This is a genomic window from Spirosoma fluminis (genome assembly GCF_054778895.1).
The window spans coordinates 816,818-834,117 of the sequence record NZ_BAAGZD010000003.1; the positions used below are offsets into that span (position 1 = coordinate 816,818).

A 17,300-nucleotide genomic window follows, 5' to 3' on the forward strand; every position below is an offset into this window, starting at 1 on the left:
ATGCCTATTTCTTTTTTACCAGACTGGCAATCATATCGGCTTCGCACACTAACTGATTACCGACGTAGCCCCGCCCCTGCATCTTAACAATACCGCGCTTCATGGGCGAAGTAAACTCACACCGGAATATTACGGTGTCGCCGGGTAAAACGTTGCGCCGGAACCGGCAATTTTCGATACCAATCAGATATGGCCAGTAATTTTCCGGATCCGGAACGGTACTCAGCACCAGAATCCCACCCGTTTGCGCCATTGCTTCGAGCTGCATAACCCCCGGCATAACCGGGTTCCCCGGAAAGTGGCCCGGAAAGAATGGCTCGTTCATCGTTACGTTCTTGATGCCGACTACGCTGTTCTCGTCCAGGGCGATGATTTTGTCAATCATCTGAAACGGGTAGCGGTGCGGCAGCAGATTCGCAATCTGGTTGATGTCGAGTACGGGTGGCTGCTTGGGGTCGTACTGAGGGACCTGATTAGCCGCGTTCTTCTGAATGAGTTTCTTGATTTTTTTGGCAAACGCTACGTTAGCCGCATGACCCGGCCGTGCCGCCAGAATCTGGGCTTTGATGGGCCGACCGATCAGGGCCAGGTCGCCAACCATGTCCAGCAGTTTGTGGCGTGCCATCTCGTTAGGATAGTGCAGCTGAATGTTATTCAGGATGCCTTCCTGCTTGTTTACGCTTACTTTCGGCTTATTCAGCAAATCCGCCAGATAATCCAGTTCGCCATCCTTTACCTCCCGATCAACAATCACAATGGCGTTGGTCAGATCGCCCCCTTTAATCAGGTTCTGCTTGTAAAGCGCTTCAAGTTCGTGCAAAAAGACGAACGTCCGGCAATTGGCGATCTGCTCCGGAAACTGCGTGATGTCGTTCAGGTAAGCGTGCTGGCTACTGATGACGCGCGAGTTGTAATCGACCATCACCGTCAGTCGGTAATCGTTTAGCGGCAAAGCGGCCAATTCAATGTCTTTCTCGGGATTCCGATAATGAACGTATTCGCTCACCTCGAAATAGTTGCGGGTTGCGTTCTGTTCTTCAACCCCGGCGTCGCGCAGGGCCTCAATAAACTGAATCGACGAACCATCCATGATAGGCGGTTCAGGCCCATCCAGCTGAATGAGAATATTATCTAACTGGAGGCCGACCAGGGCCGCCAGCGTATGTTCGACGGTGTGAATACGCGCTCCGCTCTGTTCAATGGTGGTACCCCGCGACAGGTCTACGACATTGTCTACGTCAGCATCCACAATTGGCTGACCGGGCAAATCAACGCGTTGGAACTTATACCCGTGATTCGTTGGCGCGGGCAGAAACGTCATTGTTGCCGAGACGCCCGTGTGCAACCCCACTCCCGATACGGAGACAGCCTTCTGAATCGTCTGTTGTTTCGTAATCATAATAAACAAGTTAGCGAGTGGTAAGCGTGCATTACGTACAGCGATACAAACTTATCCGTTCCTAACTCTTCTCGTTTTTCTTTTCAAGGTCAAAAACACGCCGTTCCAGCTCCGGCAACCGCCGAAACACGGCTAATGAACGCATACTTTCTTTCAGGCCAAATGCCGGAGAACTGTTGATGGCTGTGCCTTCTTCAGTAACATTTTTTCCGACGCCCGACTGGGCACCGACTTTCGTTCCGTTGGCAATGGTCAGATGACCGGCAAAACCTACCTGGCCGGCAATAACGCAGTTCTCACCAATTTTTGTGGACCCCGAAATGCCCGTCTGCGCGGCAATTACTGTGTTCTTTCCAATCTCAACATTGTGAGCGATCTGGATCAGGTTATCCAGTTTCACCCCCTGCCGAATAATGGTCGACCCCATCGTCGCGCAGTCAATCGTCGTACCGGCTCCAACATTAACAAAGTCTTCCAGAATCACGTTGCCCAGTTGCGGAATGGTCTTGTAACTCCCATCCGGTTGCGGAGCAAACCCAAAGCCCTCGCTGCCAATCACCGCATTTGGATGAATGACGCAATATTGGCCAATCTGGCAGTTGTCCAGAACGCGGGCACCCGCATGAATAATGGTATTGTCGCCAATCTGCACGTTGTTACCCACATACGCATGGGGGTAAATTTTGACGTTACGCCCGATCTTACAATTCCGGCCTACGTACGAAAAAGCTCCCCGATACACCTGCTCACCGCATTCAGCCCCCTCGCCCAGGTACGCTGGCTGTTCAACCCCTACCCGCGAAAAGTTTAGTTGTCTATGATACTCTTCGAGCAGACGCGTGAAGGCTGAGTAGGAATTTTCAACAAAGATTAACGCAGAAGATACCGGCTTTTTAGGCTGAAACGACCGGTCGACAATCACCGCAGACGCTTGTGTAGTATACAAATGCGGTTCATATTTGAGGTTCGACAAAAACGAAATATCGCCTGGTTGCCCTTCCTCTATTTTGGCTAATTTAGTGATTGCCAGTGTATCATTCCCGGCTACCTCGCCCCCCAGCAGTGTGGCAATCTGCTTGACTGTAAACTCCATATACGTATGACGGCCGTCGCAACACGCCCGATAATGGCGAGCGATTGGGCCGCTAAGGTAGCTAACAAATTGCACTTTTCCGCAATTCGTCCCGGAACTCAGCGAACTGTAGGGTAAGGGGTCTGTGTGCCCGAAATGAGCTATCCATACGTTGCTTATTGCACCACCGCCTTAAATTCCAAACCTTTTGCCCAGCAGACGTAATAGCGACGTACAATATTGGTTAGCACCTGAATATTCGACAAATCAGACGCATCGGCAATGTCAATGACCTTACCCGATTTTAGCTTGATATTTATTCGCTCCTGCGACGGCAGATATGCTGCGTTCGTTGCCTGGCCTTCCACCAGAAAGTAGGATAAACTCTCGTCTGAAATGCCCATTCGGCGGAGCTGATCTTCCAGTTCGTCCACCAGTTCAGCCGCAAACGGCTCGGTCGATAATATAATCTTGAACAGGTTACGATCCAGGAGCATCCGACAAAGCGTGGACAGGATTACATCGGGGTGTAAAGCCCATTGCTTTATGCACGACCAGATGTCGTAATCGTCCAATTGAGTAAACGCGTTAAGGTACGTTCGGTTGGTCTGAAAATCGGCCAGCGTAACACTTTCCCGCAGAAACAGCATGAATGCATCCGGCGCGTAAACGGGAGTTGAATAAGTTGAACCGCTGAATAGGGAATCGCCCTGACGAACCAGAAACCGCGCCCGACGTAACATCTGAACCAGCATCGACTCACAGCAGATTGAGGTTTTGTGCAGATACACCTGCCAGTACATCAACCGACGAGCGTTCAGAAAATTTTCAACGCTCAAGATACCTTTGGCTTCCACCACCAGCTGGTCGTCGACCAGATCCAGCATTTTGATAATCCGCTCGGCACCGATAGCGCCTTCGGCCACCCCCGTATAGTACCCGTCCCGATTCAGGTAATCCATACGGTCCATATCCAGCTGGCTTGAAATAAGCTGATGAAAAAACGGCCGTTCGTAGGTTCCTTCAAACATCTGGATGGCCATGGTTAGCCGTCCGCCGAACTGCTGATTTAACTCATGCATCAGCAGCAACGATATGGCTTCGTGCGGCACGTTATCGAGCAGGCAGCATTCTAACACGTGCGAAAACGGCCCATGTCCAACGTCATGCAGCAGAATAGCCACCTGAGCGGCTTCGCATTCCTCGTCGGAAATAAAATGGCCTTTCCCCCGAAGCGTGTGGGTAGCCTCGCCCATCAGGTGCATAGCGCCCAGTGCGTGATGAAACCGCGTATGCAAAGCGCCCGGATAGACGTATTCCGACAGGCCAAGCTGTTTAATGCGCCGTAGCCGCTGGAAATACGGATGTTCGACCAGATCAAACAGCAGATCCGACGGAATCGTAATGAAGCCGTAGACCGGATCATTAAGAATTTTTTTCTTATTGGGCGTTGGCATGTAAAGCGCTGCCAGACAGGTTTGCAGCTGGCCGTCATACGAAATAACCAGTTTTAGGGTCGAAAATCCTGTTCTGCCTCTATTTTGGTCTAAAAATTTTCGTAAATTTGCCCTGCTGAAGCTGAGCAATCGGTCAGCAATGGGCTTGTAACTCAGTTGGTTAGAGTGCCTGACTCATAATCAGTAAGTCCCAGGTTCGAGTCCTGGCTGGCCCACAGCCTATTCGTTATAAGTCCTTGCAAATCAACGTATTGCAAGGACTTTTTTTATCATGTTGACGGGTTAGCACGTAGTTTCCAGGGAACACTCCTCAAACAACTTTGTCTTTCCGGAGAATGACGGGAATACTCAACCGTAGAATTATGCTCTCGTCAGGCGAAGTCTTCCGTGGCTGATTAGCTTCCGGTCGTGTACCTTCAACGCCGGTCCTCTGCCAGCCCATTAATCACCGTTACTTACGGATGATGCGTTTCGACAGGCGTTCTCCACCCACATCCAGGGTGCATACATAGGTTCCTGTGGGTAAGTTTCCCGTCCGCCATTCCACCTGATGCTGGCCCGTTTCCTGTTGCTGGTCGACCAGGTTGCTGACTAACCGCCCCTCGGCATCGCTGATAAACAAACGGGTACGACCTGTTTTAACTAACTGATACGTAATCCGCGTTACGTCATCAAACGGATTGGGATGGGTGGATATGCGCATCGACTCGGTCTCCGTTTCCCGCCAGGCCAATTGAGAAACTGCTTCCGGGTACGCGGTGAAAACGGAACCGGGTTTAACCTCAAATCCAGTCAGAAGGATAACCGTTTTCCCTGCTTTATACACAACGGGTTTAGCCGACGATACGGTGTTACGCGCAATCAATGTCGCAGTTGCCTGTTCAAGCAATCGGGGCTGGTACCCTTTCGCCAGAATCCGGTCAGCGGCTACTGGCTGAGCTATACATCGTAAGCCCTGAAGCAGTAGGGTAATTAGAAGTAAAAGCTTACTCATGTCAATTACGTTTGTTTATCATCAGCGTTTCGACCTGTTGTTTCAGCGCCTGATTTTCTTTCTTCATCTCGATCAGATACAAGGTTAGTTCTTCGATCTTCTCCAGCAGTTTCGCGTCGGTCTGGTGCAGATCGTTGCCTTTTTCTACCATTTCTTTAGCCGATGGTACGTCTGGCAGATGCTGGTTCGCTTTAATGTACCGCTCAACCTCCTCCAGTGGACGTAACGAATAGGCAGGCGCAAACACCTTATCCGACCAATCGTCCGTGTTCTTGACGGCTACCTTAACTCGTTCGGTCAGAATACCTTTGCTCACAAATAGATTGTACTCCGAAGGCGTAGTCGTAATACCCTGCCCGATAATGACCGCTTCGCCCTGTGTACTTTCCAGATAAGGCCCTTTACGTTGCCAGAGTGATTCAGTCGCAGCCGAACGACCTGAGCCATTGATACTTCCTAGTACTACGTCGCCCTGAGCGTTCACCGTTAAGAATTTGGTTTGATTGAGCACCGATGCCGTCGAGCCAGCAGTAAGGTTGGTTAGCCGTAATCCTGAGGTACCAGACGTACCTGAAACGACTTCCAGCTTGGCAGCCGGAGCCGACGTACCAATGCCTACGTTCGCATCGCGGCCAAGAATTACCGAATTAGAGGCTGTAGCCTGCGCATTATAGCCCAGAACTGTAACGTTCTGCAGGGCGGAGCCTGTTGGAACGCCAGCGCTGTGACCTACAAACGTGTTGTTACTGCCGTCGACGTTTTCCATCCCGGCGTACGATCCAATGCTTATGTTATTGGCCCCGCGCTGATTTTTACTGCCGGCTGCCGAGCCAATGTATACATTGAAGTTCCCTTCCGTATTGGCAAAACCAGCCCCATTTCCAATAAAATTATTATTAGCGCCTACGGTGTTGGCTTCGCCCGATGAGCTACCAATAAACGTGTTATAATTGCCTACGGTATTGCCGAATCCTGCCCGTTGCCCCAGAAATAGGTTCGCGGTGCCGTTGTTGTTGTTAAATCCGGCCGTAAGCCCGATAAATACATTGGCGCTTCCAGTCTGGTTGTTACGACCCGCCTGATACCCCAGAAACGTATTCTGACTCCCCGTACTGTTGCCATATCCGGCCTGATGGCCCGAAAAGAGATTGAAGCTGCCGGTCGTATTGAAATGGCCGGCGTCGAGGCCATTTAAGACGTTAAAACTTCCGGTTGTGTTGCTGTAACCAGCGTAGGCACCCGTGAAGACGTTGAAGCCACCCGTCGTATTTGAAAAGCCGGTTTTGCTGCCCAGAAAAACGTTATTTGAGACAGTATTATTGAAACCGGCCGAATCGCCCAGTGCTACGTTGTTGCTACCGGTTTCATTGGTGTACCCAGCGTGAACCCCTACATAGGCGTTACTATGCCCCGACTTATTGAACAAACCGGCTCTTTCTCCCAAAAAGGCGTTATAGCTGCCGGTCGTTGTATTAAAGCCCGTTAACCAGCCAACAAACGCATTATTAACACCGGTTTCGTTTCGACCGCCCGTCTGCGAACCGACAAAAACGTTGTTATAACCCGATCGATTGTTAAAACCAGCCTGATTCCCCACAAACGTATTTTCTCCGCCCGTCAGGTTATTGTACCCTGTTGAACTGCCCAGAAACGTATTCAAGCCGCCTTCGGTGGTCGAAAAGCCGGACTCGTGGCCAATGAACACATTAGACTGAGCGTTAGTGGTCCGATAGCCCGCGTTGAAACCATAGTATGAGTTGAAGGCTCCCGACGAGTTTAACGTACCGGCGTTGGCACCGGCAAAGGTGTTTTTGATGCCATTGGTATTGGTTGCGCCCGCACCATTACCGATAAACGTGTTCTCACTTCCTTCGGTGGTATTCCAGCCCGCTGAGTTGCCCACAAACGTATTGTAATTCGCGTTCGTGTTTGAACGCCCAGCCTTATAACCAATAAATGTATTCAGACTGCCTCCTGTATTACTTCGGCCCGTTTCGAAGCCTACGAATACATTACCAGCACCAGTGAGGGCCAGGCTAGCCGCCTGAATACCGACCACTGTATTTTCGGAACCCGGACTTGGAGAACTTGGCCCGGTCACTACGTAGTTGTTTTGAGCGCATACAAGGCTCGATGAACTTAGCCAGAGCAGACCAGCCAATAGCCGCTGGTTGTGTAGTAGTGTATACGTGTTCATAGATCAGAATGGAAGGATTGAGAGTTTAATACAATGGATGAGAACTCCACCAGAAATTGAGAAGCAATCCGACTAATAGGGATTGCCAAAATGTTGCTGATCAGCCTAATCGGACAGGGTCAGCAGGTGCTCGCTACGTGTTACACAAACATACAATGCCGTCAATTTTCGTTATTAGATATGTCTCAAATTTGACAGAAAAAGTCCTAAAATGGATAACTTATTTCAACAAAAATTAAGAAGTAAATATTATCAATTAATTCATATACAACCAATTGTGTATTTTATGTGACTTGTTAAATGCCTTTTCGCTACATAGACGCACTTTTAGGATTCTGCCAAGGAGATGTTCGTACTGCGATGCACCCGGCTGGACGCAGGCATTTAGCTCACTAAAGGTTATCCATCAACCTGGTTGAATCACCCACGGCCAGAAACGTAACAAAAAACCCGTCTCGGTTGAAACGGGTCAGTTAAAAGGAAACGCGTAAAGATCCTTAAACCGGATATTGCCATTCTCCACGGTACACACGGCTCAAAAGTTTGTTAGCCTCTGGATCGTTCGGAATCTGCTGACCATCCCAGGCAACGCTACGTCCCAGTTTCATCGACAGCATACCCAGCAGCGCCATATTGGTCGAGCGATGCCCAATTTCAATATCGCTGACCGGCATTTTGTTCGTTTTGATACTCTCCAGGAAGTTGGCCCACAACTGCGCAATATTCTGATCGTCGGGTTTGTTCAACTGGGCATCCTGATGAATAACAGGTTTCTTAGGATCTGAGGGATAAAAGGTCCAGCCATCGAGCCAGCCCATATGGAACGTACCTTCGGTTCCATAGAAGTACACGCCCACGGCCTGCTGAGGATGCGTTTTTTCGGCGGTATTACCCGCAAACGCCCGCTGCTCCCACAGGGCTGTGAACCCTTCAAACTCATACGTAGCAACCTGATGATCGGGTGCGTCGGTACTGTCTTGTTTAATAGCGCGCCCACCCGTCGAGTAGACTTTGCGCGGGTGTTTTTCTTCCGTCCACCACAGAATCTGGTCCAGCCAGTGAATACCCCAGTCGCCGAGGGTACCGTTGGCGTAGTCCAGGTAGTTGCGCCAGCCTCTTGGGTGCATCGTCCGGTTGTAAGCACGTAATGGAGCGGGGCCGCACCACATATCCCAATCCATTTCTTTAGGCGCTTCGGTGTCGGGCGTGGGCTGACCGGCTCCCCCACCGTAATACACGAACGCGCGTGCCATGCCGATCTTGCCCGCCTTTCCCGATTTCAGGAACTCCATACCCGATACGTTATGGGGCGATACGCGCCGATGCGTACCCACCTGACAAATTCGACCCGTATCGCGGGCGGTTTTCACCATCGCCTTGCCTTCATTGATGGTGTGGCCGATGGGTTTTTCAACGTATACGTGTGCACCGGCTTTCATGGCGGCAATGGCAATGAGCGGGTGCCAGTGGTCGGGAGTGGCGACGATAACGATTTCGGGCTTTTCGGCCGTCAGCATCTCGCGATAATCCCGGTAGAGCTTCGGTTTATCAGATGTTAATTTACCGAGTTCGTCGCTGAGGGTTTTGAGCTGGCGGGTATCTACGTCGCAGATGCCCACTACTTTCGATTCGCCCGCCTGCACGGCGCAACGCAGGATGTTGGTACCCCACCAGCCCGAGCCAACCAGGGCGGTACGGTATTTCTGGGCGGGTTTACGTGTGATAAAAGCCCGAACCTGCACGGGATCGGTAATGAGCGTAGCACTGGCTAACGCAGACGTTTTCAAAAATTCAGAACGGTTCATGGGTAATACGATCGTGAGTCGCTACCAAAAGAGCCGGGTCACTTTTCTTTACCCTATGCCCGCTAAGAACCGAGGCTCAACAGTAACGGCCTGCCAGAAAGCGCCTGAACGAACAGAACGGTCACAACCGCTGCGTACAAACAGGCCGCAATCATCACCTGACGGGGACGACGCGCCAGATAATAGCCGTAGAGCGGCAAGAGTTGCAGCGCGTGCATGCCGAAGAAATGCGCTACGCGTAAATCGCCGTTTCTGACGCTCCAGTTCGTGACGGGCAGACCCGCTCCGCCATCCGGCGCACCAACCGTATGCGCCAGTCGGGACGCCATCATGCCTCCCTCAAACGCAAAAACGACAAAAAGCAGAATACCGAGCCGGATTCCCCACAGGTACGAAGCCGGAACCGCACTTGTTTTCAGCGTGAAGAAGAGAACGCCAATATACCCCGTCCAGAGTGTAAACGTAGTAATGGCGATGCCCATCGCTGAAAATAATATAGCATCACGTACCGAGCTGATGTTAAAGTGCGATAACTTACCTAAAGCGGCCTGGCCAACGATAATTACCATCTCGAACGTAAGCACCAAGCCTACCATCCAGGCATAGATAGTGGCCGTTCTGGGCCGATTAAGCAAGGGCAGATAAAGGGCCATTGTCCAGCAGAACAGCCAGATCGAAACAAAGAATTTAGTGGGTTTAATGAAGGCGTTGATGCCCATTACCTGTTGGGTTGTCAACAACACCAGTATGGCACAAATACCCGCGCCAATCAGGCAGATTACCCCAAACCAGTACAGAACGGCATTTCCGGTACGTAGCGTTTTAAGCAGTGTTTTCATGGCTAAGCCGATAATTGCCGTGTCCAAACCAAACGGATAATCCAGTAGAGCAGCAAGCCAACCGGCCCTACCATAAAGCAGGCCAGTAACGGAACGATAATCAGCCAATGAGGAATCTGTTTCTCCTGCGCGTCGCGCAGCACCACCGAACCAGCTATTAGATCAAACGCCAGATAATGCACCCACCCTGCCAGCATGACGCCATCGCCCCCGGTAGCAAATAAATTCTTTACGCCTGGCAGCGATCCAAAGGCCGAAAAGTCAACCGAACCACCACCGAACAGATATATGATATAGATAACCGCCAGCACCACGGGAATCAGGTACGATCGCACCAGCCACTGCGTTACGTGCCAGCGCGGGGCTATAATCATCAGCAACCATTGGGGTAATACCAGCGTACTGGCAAACTGAAAAACGGCTTCAGGAGTCATGGGGTTGGGATAGGAATAGTCGTATCTGAAATCGGTTGATCAGGGTGTCACTCTGGCCTGCCCTAGCACCCGAAGTAGATTTCCGCCCCAGATTTTGGCAATATCAGCTTCGGAGTACTTCCGGCGCATTAATTCAGCGGTCAGGTTTTCGATCTGGCTGACGTCCTCCAGCCCGTTAACGCTCCCTCCCCCATCGAAATCACTGCCGATGCCTACGTGGTCGATCCCGGCAATTTTAACAATATGGTCGATGTGATCGACGATGTCGGACAGGCTCGCTCGCTCCGAGGCATACACTTTGGCGACCGAATCGCTCTGAGCGGCTATACGGGCTTCCATGTCGGGAGTGGCCACCTTACCTACTCTCGACATGCGAATTTTGGTCTTTGCCGCCCGGTGCTCGTCCGATGGTTTTTTCAGGTAATCGCTCACAAAATTCACCTGTACAACGCCCCCCTTGGCGGCTATAGCCCGAATCATATCGTCGGTCATGTTCCGGGGGAAATCGCATAAGGCGCGGCAATTCGAGTGCGACGCAATAACAGGCGCTTTCGACAGGGCCAGGGCGTCGTAGAAGGTACTGTCCGCTATGTGGGATACGTCGATCAGAATACCCAGCCGATTCATTTCGGGCACCACTTTCTTGCCAAACTCGCTGAGACCGCCATACAGCGGCCCATCGGGGTCGGTCGATGAGTCGCCAATCAGGTTGTTGGCGAAGTGCGTCAGCGTAATGTAGCGGCAACCCAGGTCATAATACGTTTTGAGCATGTTCAGCTCGTCGCCCACCGGGTACCCATTTTCCATCCCGATAAACACGGCCCGCTTACCCGCTTTTTGAATCCGGTAAGCATCGGCGGGGGTTAAGGCCAGCTCGGCCTGATTGGGGTGTTTCTTTAAGGCATCGTGAATAAGTCTGAACTGGTTTAGCGCGTTTCGTTTCGCTTCGGCATGACCTTCGGGCGTTCGAGGCCCCTGCGACGTATAGACCGCGAAAAACATGGCATCCATTCCGCCCTCTTTCATTCGGGGAAAGTCAATCTGTGACCCGTCGCGTTTGGTATTGTGCGCCACCCCCACATCGAAGTCCGGTGTCTGCATCATAATCGGCGCATCGGCATGTGTATCAAGCGTCAGTATACGCTGGTGAAGCTGGTGTACTTGCTTAGGCGTAGGCTCGTCTTGTACGGTCGACAGGAGCGTGAAGAGAAACGGCAGAAATGGAAACAAGGCACTGGTCATAAGCACTACAAATGGTTTGTCCGGATATTTGGTGTGTCAAACTACGGAAAGCCGAGGCAAAACGCAATGATTCAGCGCCATAACGGGCTACAGCTGCGAAACTTTCCCAATGGTCAGCCGGTTTGTGAACTATCGAAAGAGTGAAAGAGTGAAAGAGCGATACAAAATAGCTACTTTTAACTGCTTCACCCTTTCGCTCATTCACCCTTTCGCTCTTTAATGAATGGCCGTTGTACCTTACAAAGACAAAGACACCTCCAAGCGCGAGCAGGTTGCCGAAATGTTCGACAACATATCGCCGAAGTATGATCTGCTTAATCACGTACTGAGTGGCGGCATCGACATTCTTTGGCGTAAACGGGCCATTCGCGAACTGCGGCCGTATGCCCCCAAAACGATTCTGGACATTGCTACCGGAACGGGCGATTTTGCCTTGGAAGCCCTCGCGCTCAAGCCTCAGAAAATTGTTGGCGTCGATATTTCGGAGGGTATGCTGGCGGTCGGCCGGGAGAAAATGAAGAAGCGCGGAGTCGATACCATCATTGAGATGCGATCAGGCGATTCAGAACGTTTACCATTTACAGACAATGAATTCGATGCTGTCATCGTTTCGTTTGGTGTGCGCAACTTCGAGAATCTGCTCAACGGCTTAACGGATATGTACCGCGTCATTCGCCCCGGTGGGGTATGCGTAGTGCTCGAATTCTCGAATCCGCGTCAGTTCCCATTTAAACAAGTATACGGTTTTTACTCCCGGACTATCCTGCCGCTTATTGGGCGCCTGGTAAGCAAAGACGCATCGGCTTATACGTATCTGCCCGAATCCGTTCAGGCATTTCCCGATGGTCCTGACTTCCTGCGCATCTACGAAGCGGCTGGATTCACCAACACCAGATGGATACCCCTCACCTTCGGCGTCGCTTCAATTTACATAGGTCAGAAAGCAGGTTCCTAGTTGGCAATCGGCTGTTGAATTTACTGGCCATCCGGCTTAGCCTGGCTTTGCTGGTTGGTATGCTCATGAGTGTACCAACACAGGCGCAGACCTATAAGTACGTTCGTAAGCATCTGGAGCGCTACGATGATAAGACCATACACTACGGCTTTTTCTTTGCCGCGCCCATTACGCGGTTTAGTGTTGGCTATAGTCCATCCTTCCTGCAGGCCGACTCAGCGTATCGAATTTATTCACCCAACAAACCCAGCTTTCGGGTTGGCTTCGTCGTGAACGCCTTCCTCGATGACCGGTTCGATCTTCGCCTGACGCCTTCTGTATCGCTGTTTAGCCGTGAAGTGAAATACGACTATCCGGGCGGAACATCGAAAACTGAAGTACGCGAATCGACCTGGCTGGATTTTCCGCTGCTGGTCAAATACAAATCGGAGCGACGTAACAACACGCGCATGTATCTGCTGGCTGGTGGCGCCTTCAGCATTGAAACAAACGTCCGCCGGAAGGAACAGCAGGGTACAAGCCGACTCAGTACGGGCACGATGGACTTTGCGGTTGAGTACGGGGTTGGCTTCGAGCAGTTCTTTGAGTTTTTCAAGTTTGCACCCGAACTCCGCTTCTCGCATGGCCTTGTGAACCTCTACCGCCCTACCAGTAATGCAGCGGGTATTGGCATTAACAAGCTCACCACGCATACGGTAACCTTATATCTGAATTTTGAGTAAGCTAAGCTGCTTTGGTTATCAGCTCCTTGCAAAATTTTTTAGATTTTTTTGTCCCAAAACTTGCAAAACGGCGAATCAGGAGGCTATATTTGCACTCCCAAACGACAACAACTAAGCCGGACGGGGCATCAAAAGGGAGTTTAGCTCAGCTGGTTCAGAGCATCTGCCTTACAAGCAGAGGGTCGGCGGTTCGAACCCGTCAACTCCCACCACTGAAAATCAAGCACTTAACACATAATGTTAAGTGCTTTTTGTTTTTGGTTTAAACAGTTTACGGCTCACTTCTAGAAACAGGAGAAGTACAATCTAATCAACTCTTTGTGACTCTCTATTTAACAGGCTGGTCGGGCCGCCAGTAAGGTTCGTTAGCTGCGATGAACTCGACGGGTACTTCCGGGATAAAGCCCTTCAACCACTCGGTGCAATACTTCATCCCGGCCTGCTCAGACAGTAAGTGCCCCATGATGATCAAGGCTTTTTTCTGGCCTGAGGTAATGGCGTCCTGCACATATTCCACCAACTCCCATTCGTGGGTCTCCCCGACCACTAATACGTCTGCCTGCGCCAGAAACGGAACACCCGGCATTAGGCTGACGTTACCCCAACTCGCCATTACCCGCCTGACCGGTAGCTGCGGATCGCCGATAACCCGCATGGTACGTATGTTCAGTTTGGAGGCCATTCCCTGCGCAAATCGGGCCAGTGTTGTTTCCGGAAACGTAAACAGACGTAAATTTTCAGGGTCGTTATTCTTCTCCCAGCCTAGTTCGCGAATCATACCGGTAGCAATGCCGTCGGGTTTGTGGGCGTGCCAGTGATCATGGAAGTGAAAAACGGCCATGCCCTGCTGCTGGATAAAATCCTGCTTGCGCTGGTAAAGGGCATCGTCCTGAATGGGCTCGATCCGGTCCTGGTGCGAGTAGAACGTTGGCTCATGGGTAATCACCATATTCAACCCCTTCGCGGCCGCCCGCTGAAGTGCGTCGAGGGTAGCCATCATCGTACAGGCGATCCCTTTAACGGGTATGTCAGTGTTACCAGCAATCAGCTTATCGACGGTCTGCTCACGCCAGGGTACGCCCACGTTCGCTTTGATACGGTCGATGATTTGACCGGCCGTAAGCGACGCCGGCGTAAAGGCAGGCAAAGCAGACACCATCGGAAGGCCAAGCGAAGCCATTAGGAATGAACGTCGTGATACGTTATAAGTACGCATAAAGGAGAGTATGTCAACACGGTTAAGAGTTATCTTAATTCAGTGAAACCACTGTTGAACTTGTTCGTCTTCAAAACGCAAATGGGTAGTTCAGCGGCTCAGATTGCAGGAAAGAAACCTAAGAATGGGCTTTGTAAACATACATCATTATGTATTGATTTGCTGGCAAACACTATAAAACGCCTTACTTAAACCAGTTTAATGTTAGCGGCTTTAAACCTGATTATCAACTGCTGCAGTAGCCTGCTTTTCAGTGCAGGCTCCGAATAGATGCTTTTTATCCAAACCTGCACTTTTAATTCGACGGTGTCCCCGCTTAGACCCGTAACCATTACTTCCGGCGGCATAGACGTTAACGTATCATCCAGGCGATCTACTTCGCTCTGAATGATTTCACGGACCGCTTCCAGATCTGCATCACTCGTCACTTTTAAGGTAAATTCCGATTTGAGATACGTAGCGTTCGACGACCAGTTCACCAGCCGATTGGATAACAGATCGCCGTTTGGAATAATGACTTCTGAGCCTTGCCCCGTAAGCATCTTGCTGGATCGAATGCCAATAGTCAGTATCCTGCCTTTTTTGTCGGCCAGTTCAATGTAGTCGCCAATTCGAAACGGTTTTTCGAAGATTAAAATGATTCCCGAGACAAAGTTGCTGACAATGGTTTGCATCCCCAGCCCAATGCCCACACTGAGCGCTCCCAGCACGACCGTGAATTTATCGATCGAGATCCCCGAGGCCACGACGGCCAGCAACACTCCACCAACAATAATCACCAGCCGGATCAAAGCCAGTACGGAGCTGATCTGATCGACCTGGTCACCGGCTTCCGGAAGTTGACTTTCCCCAAAAAATAAACCGATATTTTTCTGGAGCAGACTTGCCAGGTAGATGATGATGGCAAACGACAGGACATTGCTCAAACTGAACGTAACGCTGCCAAACGTTCGCGGTTTGTTGAGAATATCGGCGATAAAATTAAAGATGCTGTCGGCGATGCCCAGGTTGATAAAGAACACCAGTAACCATAAGCCAACGGCCAGCAAAACGAGTCCTTTCTTAACGGAACGACGAATGTGGTCGACGTTTACGCGGGAGAAAAGTCCCTGCGAACAGGCACTTAGTTTGATCTGTAATTCAAGCGCTTCCAGAACGATCTCGATAAATATGCCCAGACCCGTTATCTGAATTAACGCGATTACAGCCGTGGTGCTGAACGTTTTGGCCAGACTGATCCGCCCAAATAGGTTTAGCACAATGGCTAATCCGTGCAGTACCAGATACAGTCTGGTAACGGGCCGGATAATGCGCGTACTAATGGTTTTGTGATGCAGATGTCGGGCATAGACCATGCCTAAATACAAAAAGGCTATGTTCAGAGCCATCAGCCAGAGCCGCAAAAACACCGAATCGTTTACCAGCGTATTGGTGACAATAAGCAGAATGTACAACGCTCCATTCAGCAGCCACAGTCGTAACTCCGGCCGGGTGATCTGGTTCCAGATGTGAACAGTTAACACCAGTAAGAGCAGAAATTGTGTAAGTTCTATGTACAGAGACGGTGACCCAGGCTCGAAGAGAGGCACCAAATTCAGCAGAAAAATCAGCGAGGCAACAATCGGAAGAGGACGAAGGTTGTCGACAGTCAGTGTGCCTACCTTTTGACTTACATCCGGTTCACGAGCCCTCTTCAGGTTGCTGAAAACCCAAACGAAGAAACCAGCAGTAAGCAGAATCAGCAAAAACCGGTTGTCCCAACTCGACGCAAAGAAATACTTCAGAATCTTCTGCTGGCCCTGATAACTTGACTGGGCCCCCGCCTGGGTATTGGTCAGATCGGGCCAGAACGGCGCATCCCACAAATACGGCGACTCGCGTTGAAAGGCATCCTCGGCCGATTTCTGGAGTTGCTCGTTCAGAATTGATTGTAGGTTGCTGATACGTAACGAAGTACCCGACACATCGGCCAGCAGGCGGCTAACCGTATCGAGCTGAATGCTTGTCCGCGTACCCGCCTGCTGCAACTGAAGTTTCAGACTGACTAATTGATCGAGGTAAAGCTTCTTTTGGGTTGTGTCGTTGCTGGCTACGGTCAACAGCGAATCACCGCTTAACGCCAGCACCTGATCGAGTCGGCTCTGTAAGTCGTTGTTTACTTTCGAGAGAGCCGTTCGCCAGGTTGTCAACTTTACGAGCGCATCGTTCAGAATAGCACTGTAATTGGACAGGTTTTTCGTACTAATCGTTTGCCGATGGTTCTGCACGTCTGACAAAACCGGCGCTACGTTCGCTTTCACGTCGGCCAATCCGACACGAATGCGGTTTACGCCATTACCCCTCTTCTCAGCGGTTTTGATTTCGGTAATAACCGACTGCGCTTTTTGGATTTTGAACAGTAACGTATCAGGAATACTTTGTCGACCCGACGGCGTCAGAACCTGAGCGGTATCCTGGGCACTTAGAGGCCCGGCAGCCGCAAACACGAATAAGCTTACGAGTACTTGAACAAACCAACGTTGACTAACCATACTACACAAACCGAACTTGGTACTATAGGTAAAAACGGCTGAGCCCGGCTCATCAACCAGAATCTTTTTAAACGGAACCGGCCGCTGAAGGTTATCTATTCCAGATTTGCGTCAGTAAACTGTTCGTTTTGCCAAGATTCAATGAATAGCCATCCGAAAACAAATACACTCATAAATCGCTGTCGCTGATAAACAAGAACGCCGTTTCTTTAATGGAAACGGCGTTCTGAGTTATATGCCATAAGTAGGAGATACTAACATGCAATAACTATTTATGGATTTGTAAAAGTTCTCTTAACTTGACAGGCACATATTGATACGTGAATAGGTACGTAATACCTGTATCTTGTGGTCACGATGACAAACTACAAACAGACTGAATATGAAGTCCTGCGCCGACGATGTGCTGCCCTCCATCAACAGGGCTGGAAACAGGT

General features: G+C 50.6%; 13 protein-coding genes and 2 tRNA genes. 4 read left to right on the forward strand and 11 right to left on the reverse strand.

All coding sequences use genetic code 11. The features are described from left to right. Positions 1-4 precede the first annotated feature (4 nt). The 3 genes from ACYVBJ_RS05310 to ACYVBJ_RS05320 all read right to left on the reverse strand — a co-directional run bounded on the left by ACYVBJ_RS05310 (position 5) and on the right by ACYVBJ_RS05320 (position 3,928). Entirely contained in the window at positions 5-1,399 is a 1,395-nt protein-coding gene (locus ACYVBJ_RS05310) for a bifunctional UDP-3-O-[3-hydroxymyristoyl] N-acetylglucosamine deacetylase/3-hydroxyacyl-ACP dehydratase (protein ID WP_460981248.1), read from the reverse strand. 61 nt (positions 1,400-1,460) lie between these two features. Beyond that, positions 1,461-2,492 (reverse strand): UDP-3-O-(3-hydroxymyristoyl)glucosamine N-acyltransferase, encoded by a 1,032-nt coding sequence (gene lpxD, locus ACYVBJ_RS05315; RefSeq protein ID WP_460981249.1) that lies wholly within the window; start codon positions 2,490-2,492, stop codon positions 1,461-1,463. Positions 2,493-2,647: 155 nt separating this feature from the next. Next, complete coding sequence (locus tag ACYVBJ_RS05320) at positions 2,648-3,928, reverse strand: HD domain-containing protein (RefSeq protein ID WP_460981250.1); 1,281 nt, start codon at positions 3,926-3,928, stop codon at positions 2,648-2,650. Between the two features lie 141 nt (positions 3,929-4,069). Between ACYVBJ_RS05320 and ACYVBJ_RS05325 the strand changes: the two genes are divergently transcribed. Continuing rightward, positions 4,070-4,143: transfer RNA gene (locus ACYVBJ_RS05325), tRNA-Ile, on the forward strand. Between the two features lie 236 nt (positions 4,144-4,379). On the opposite strand, the gene ACYVBJ_RS05330 is transcribed toward ACYVBJ_RS05325, so the two are convergent. The 6 genes from ACYVBJ_RS05330 to ACYVBJ_RS05355 all read right to left on the reverse strand — a co-directional run bounded on the left by ACYVBJ_RS05330 (position 4,380) and on the right by ACYVBJ_RS05355 (position 11,439). After that, complete coding sequence (locus tag ACYVBJ_RS05330) at positions 4,380-4,922, reverse strand: 3-coathanger stack domain-containing protein (protein WP_460981251.1); 543 nt, start codon at positions 4,920-4,922, stop codon at positions 4,380-4,382. A gap of 1 nt (position 4,923) precedes the next feature. After that, the gene (locus ACYVBJ_RS05335) at positions 4,924-7,119 is read right to left on the reverse strand and encodes a beta strand repeat-containing protein (RefSeq protein WP_460981252.1); all 2,196 of its coding nucleotides are present in this window, start codon (positions 7,117-7,119) and stop codon (positions 4,924-4,926) included. Positions 7,120-7,616: 497 nt separating this feature from the next. Further along, complete coding sequence (locus tag ACYVBJ_RS05340) at positions 7,617-8,924, reverse strand: Gfo/Idh/MocA family protein (protein ID WP_460981253.1); 1,308 nt, start codon at positions 8,922-8,924, stop codon at positions 7,617-7,619. Positions 8,925-8,986: 62 nt separating this feature from the next. After that, positions 8,987-9,763, reverse strand: coding sequence for a hypothetical protein (locus ACYVBJ_RS05345; RefSeq protein ID WP_460981254.1), 777 nt, complete (start codon positions 9,761-9,763; stop codon positions 8,987-8,989). Between the two features lie 2 nt (positions 9,764-9,765). After that, the gene (locus ACYVBJ_RS05350) at positions 9,766-10,197 is read right to left on the reverse strand and encodes an ABA4-like family protein (RefSeq protein WP_460981255.1); all 432 of its coding nucleotides are present in this window, start codon (positions 10,195-10,197) and stop codon (positions 9,766-9,768) included. Positions 10,198-10,236: 39 nt separating this feature from the next. Then, on the reverse strand, positions 10,237-11,439 hold the full coding sequence (locus ACYVBJ_RS05355; RefSeq protein WP_460981256.1) for a dipeptidase: 1,203 nt from the start codon (positions 11,437-11,439) through the stop codon (positions 10,237-10,239). Positions 11,440-11,662: 223 nt separating this feature from the next. On the opposite strand from ACYVBJ_RS05355, the gene ubiE reads away from it, so the two are divergent. From ubiE to ACYVBJ_RS05370, 3 genes are all read left to right on the forward strand, one after another. Further along, positions 11,663-12,394, forward strand: coding sequence for a bifunctional demethylmenaquinone methyltransferase/2-methoxy-6-polyprenyl-1,4-benzoquinol methylase UbiE (gene ubiE / locus ACYVBJ_RS05360; protein WP_460981257.1), 732 nt, complete (start codon positions 11,663-11,665; stop codon positions 12,392-12,394). Positions 12,395-12,408: 14 nt separating this feature from the next. Then, positions 12,409-13,116, forward strand: a complete 708-nt coding sequence (porT, locus tag ACYVBJ_RS05365; protein ID WP_460981258.1) for a type IX secretion/gliding motility protein PorT/SprT — start codon at positions 12,409-12,411, stop codon at positions 13,114-13,116. Positions 13,117-13,250: 134 nt separating this feature from the next. Continuing rightward, positions 13,251-13,328: transfer RNA gene (locus tag ACYVBJ_RS05370), tRNA-Val, on the forward strand. Positions 13,329-13,444: 116 nt separating this feature from the next. On the opposite strand, the gene ACYVBJ_RS05375 is transcribed toward ACYVBJ_RS05370, so the two are convergent. Next, positions 13,445-14,296: a Nif3-like dinuclear metal center hexameric protein gene (locus tag ACYVBJ_RS05375; protein ID WP_460981259.1), complete on the reverse strand. Its 852-nt coding sequence runs from the start codon at positions 14,294-14,296 to the stop codon at positions 13,445-13,447. 224 nt (positions 14,297-14,520) lie between these two features. After that, on the reverse strand, positions 14,521-16,863 hold the full coding sequence (locus tag ACYVBJ_RS05380) for a mechanosensitive ion channel family protein (protein ID WP_460981260.1): 2,343 nt from the start codon (positions 16,861-16,863) through the stop codon (positions 14,521-14,523). Positions 16,864-17,300: the final 437 nt, after the last annotated feature.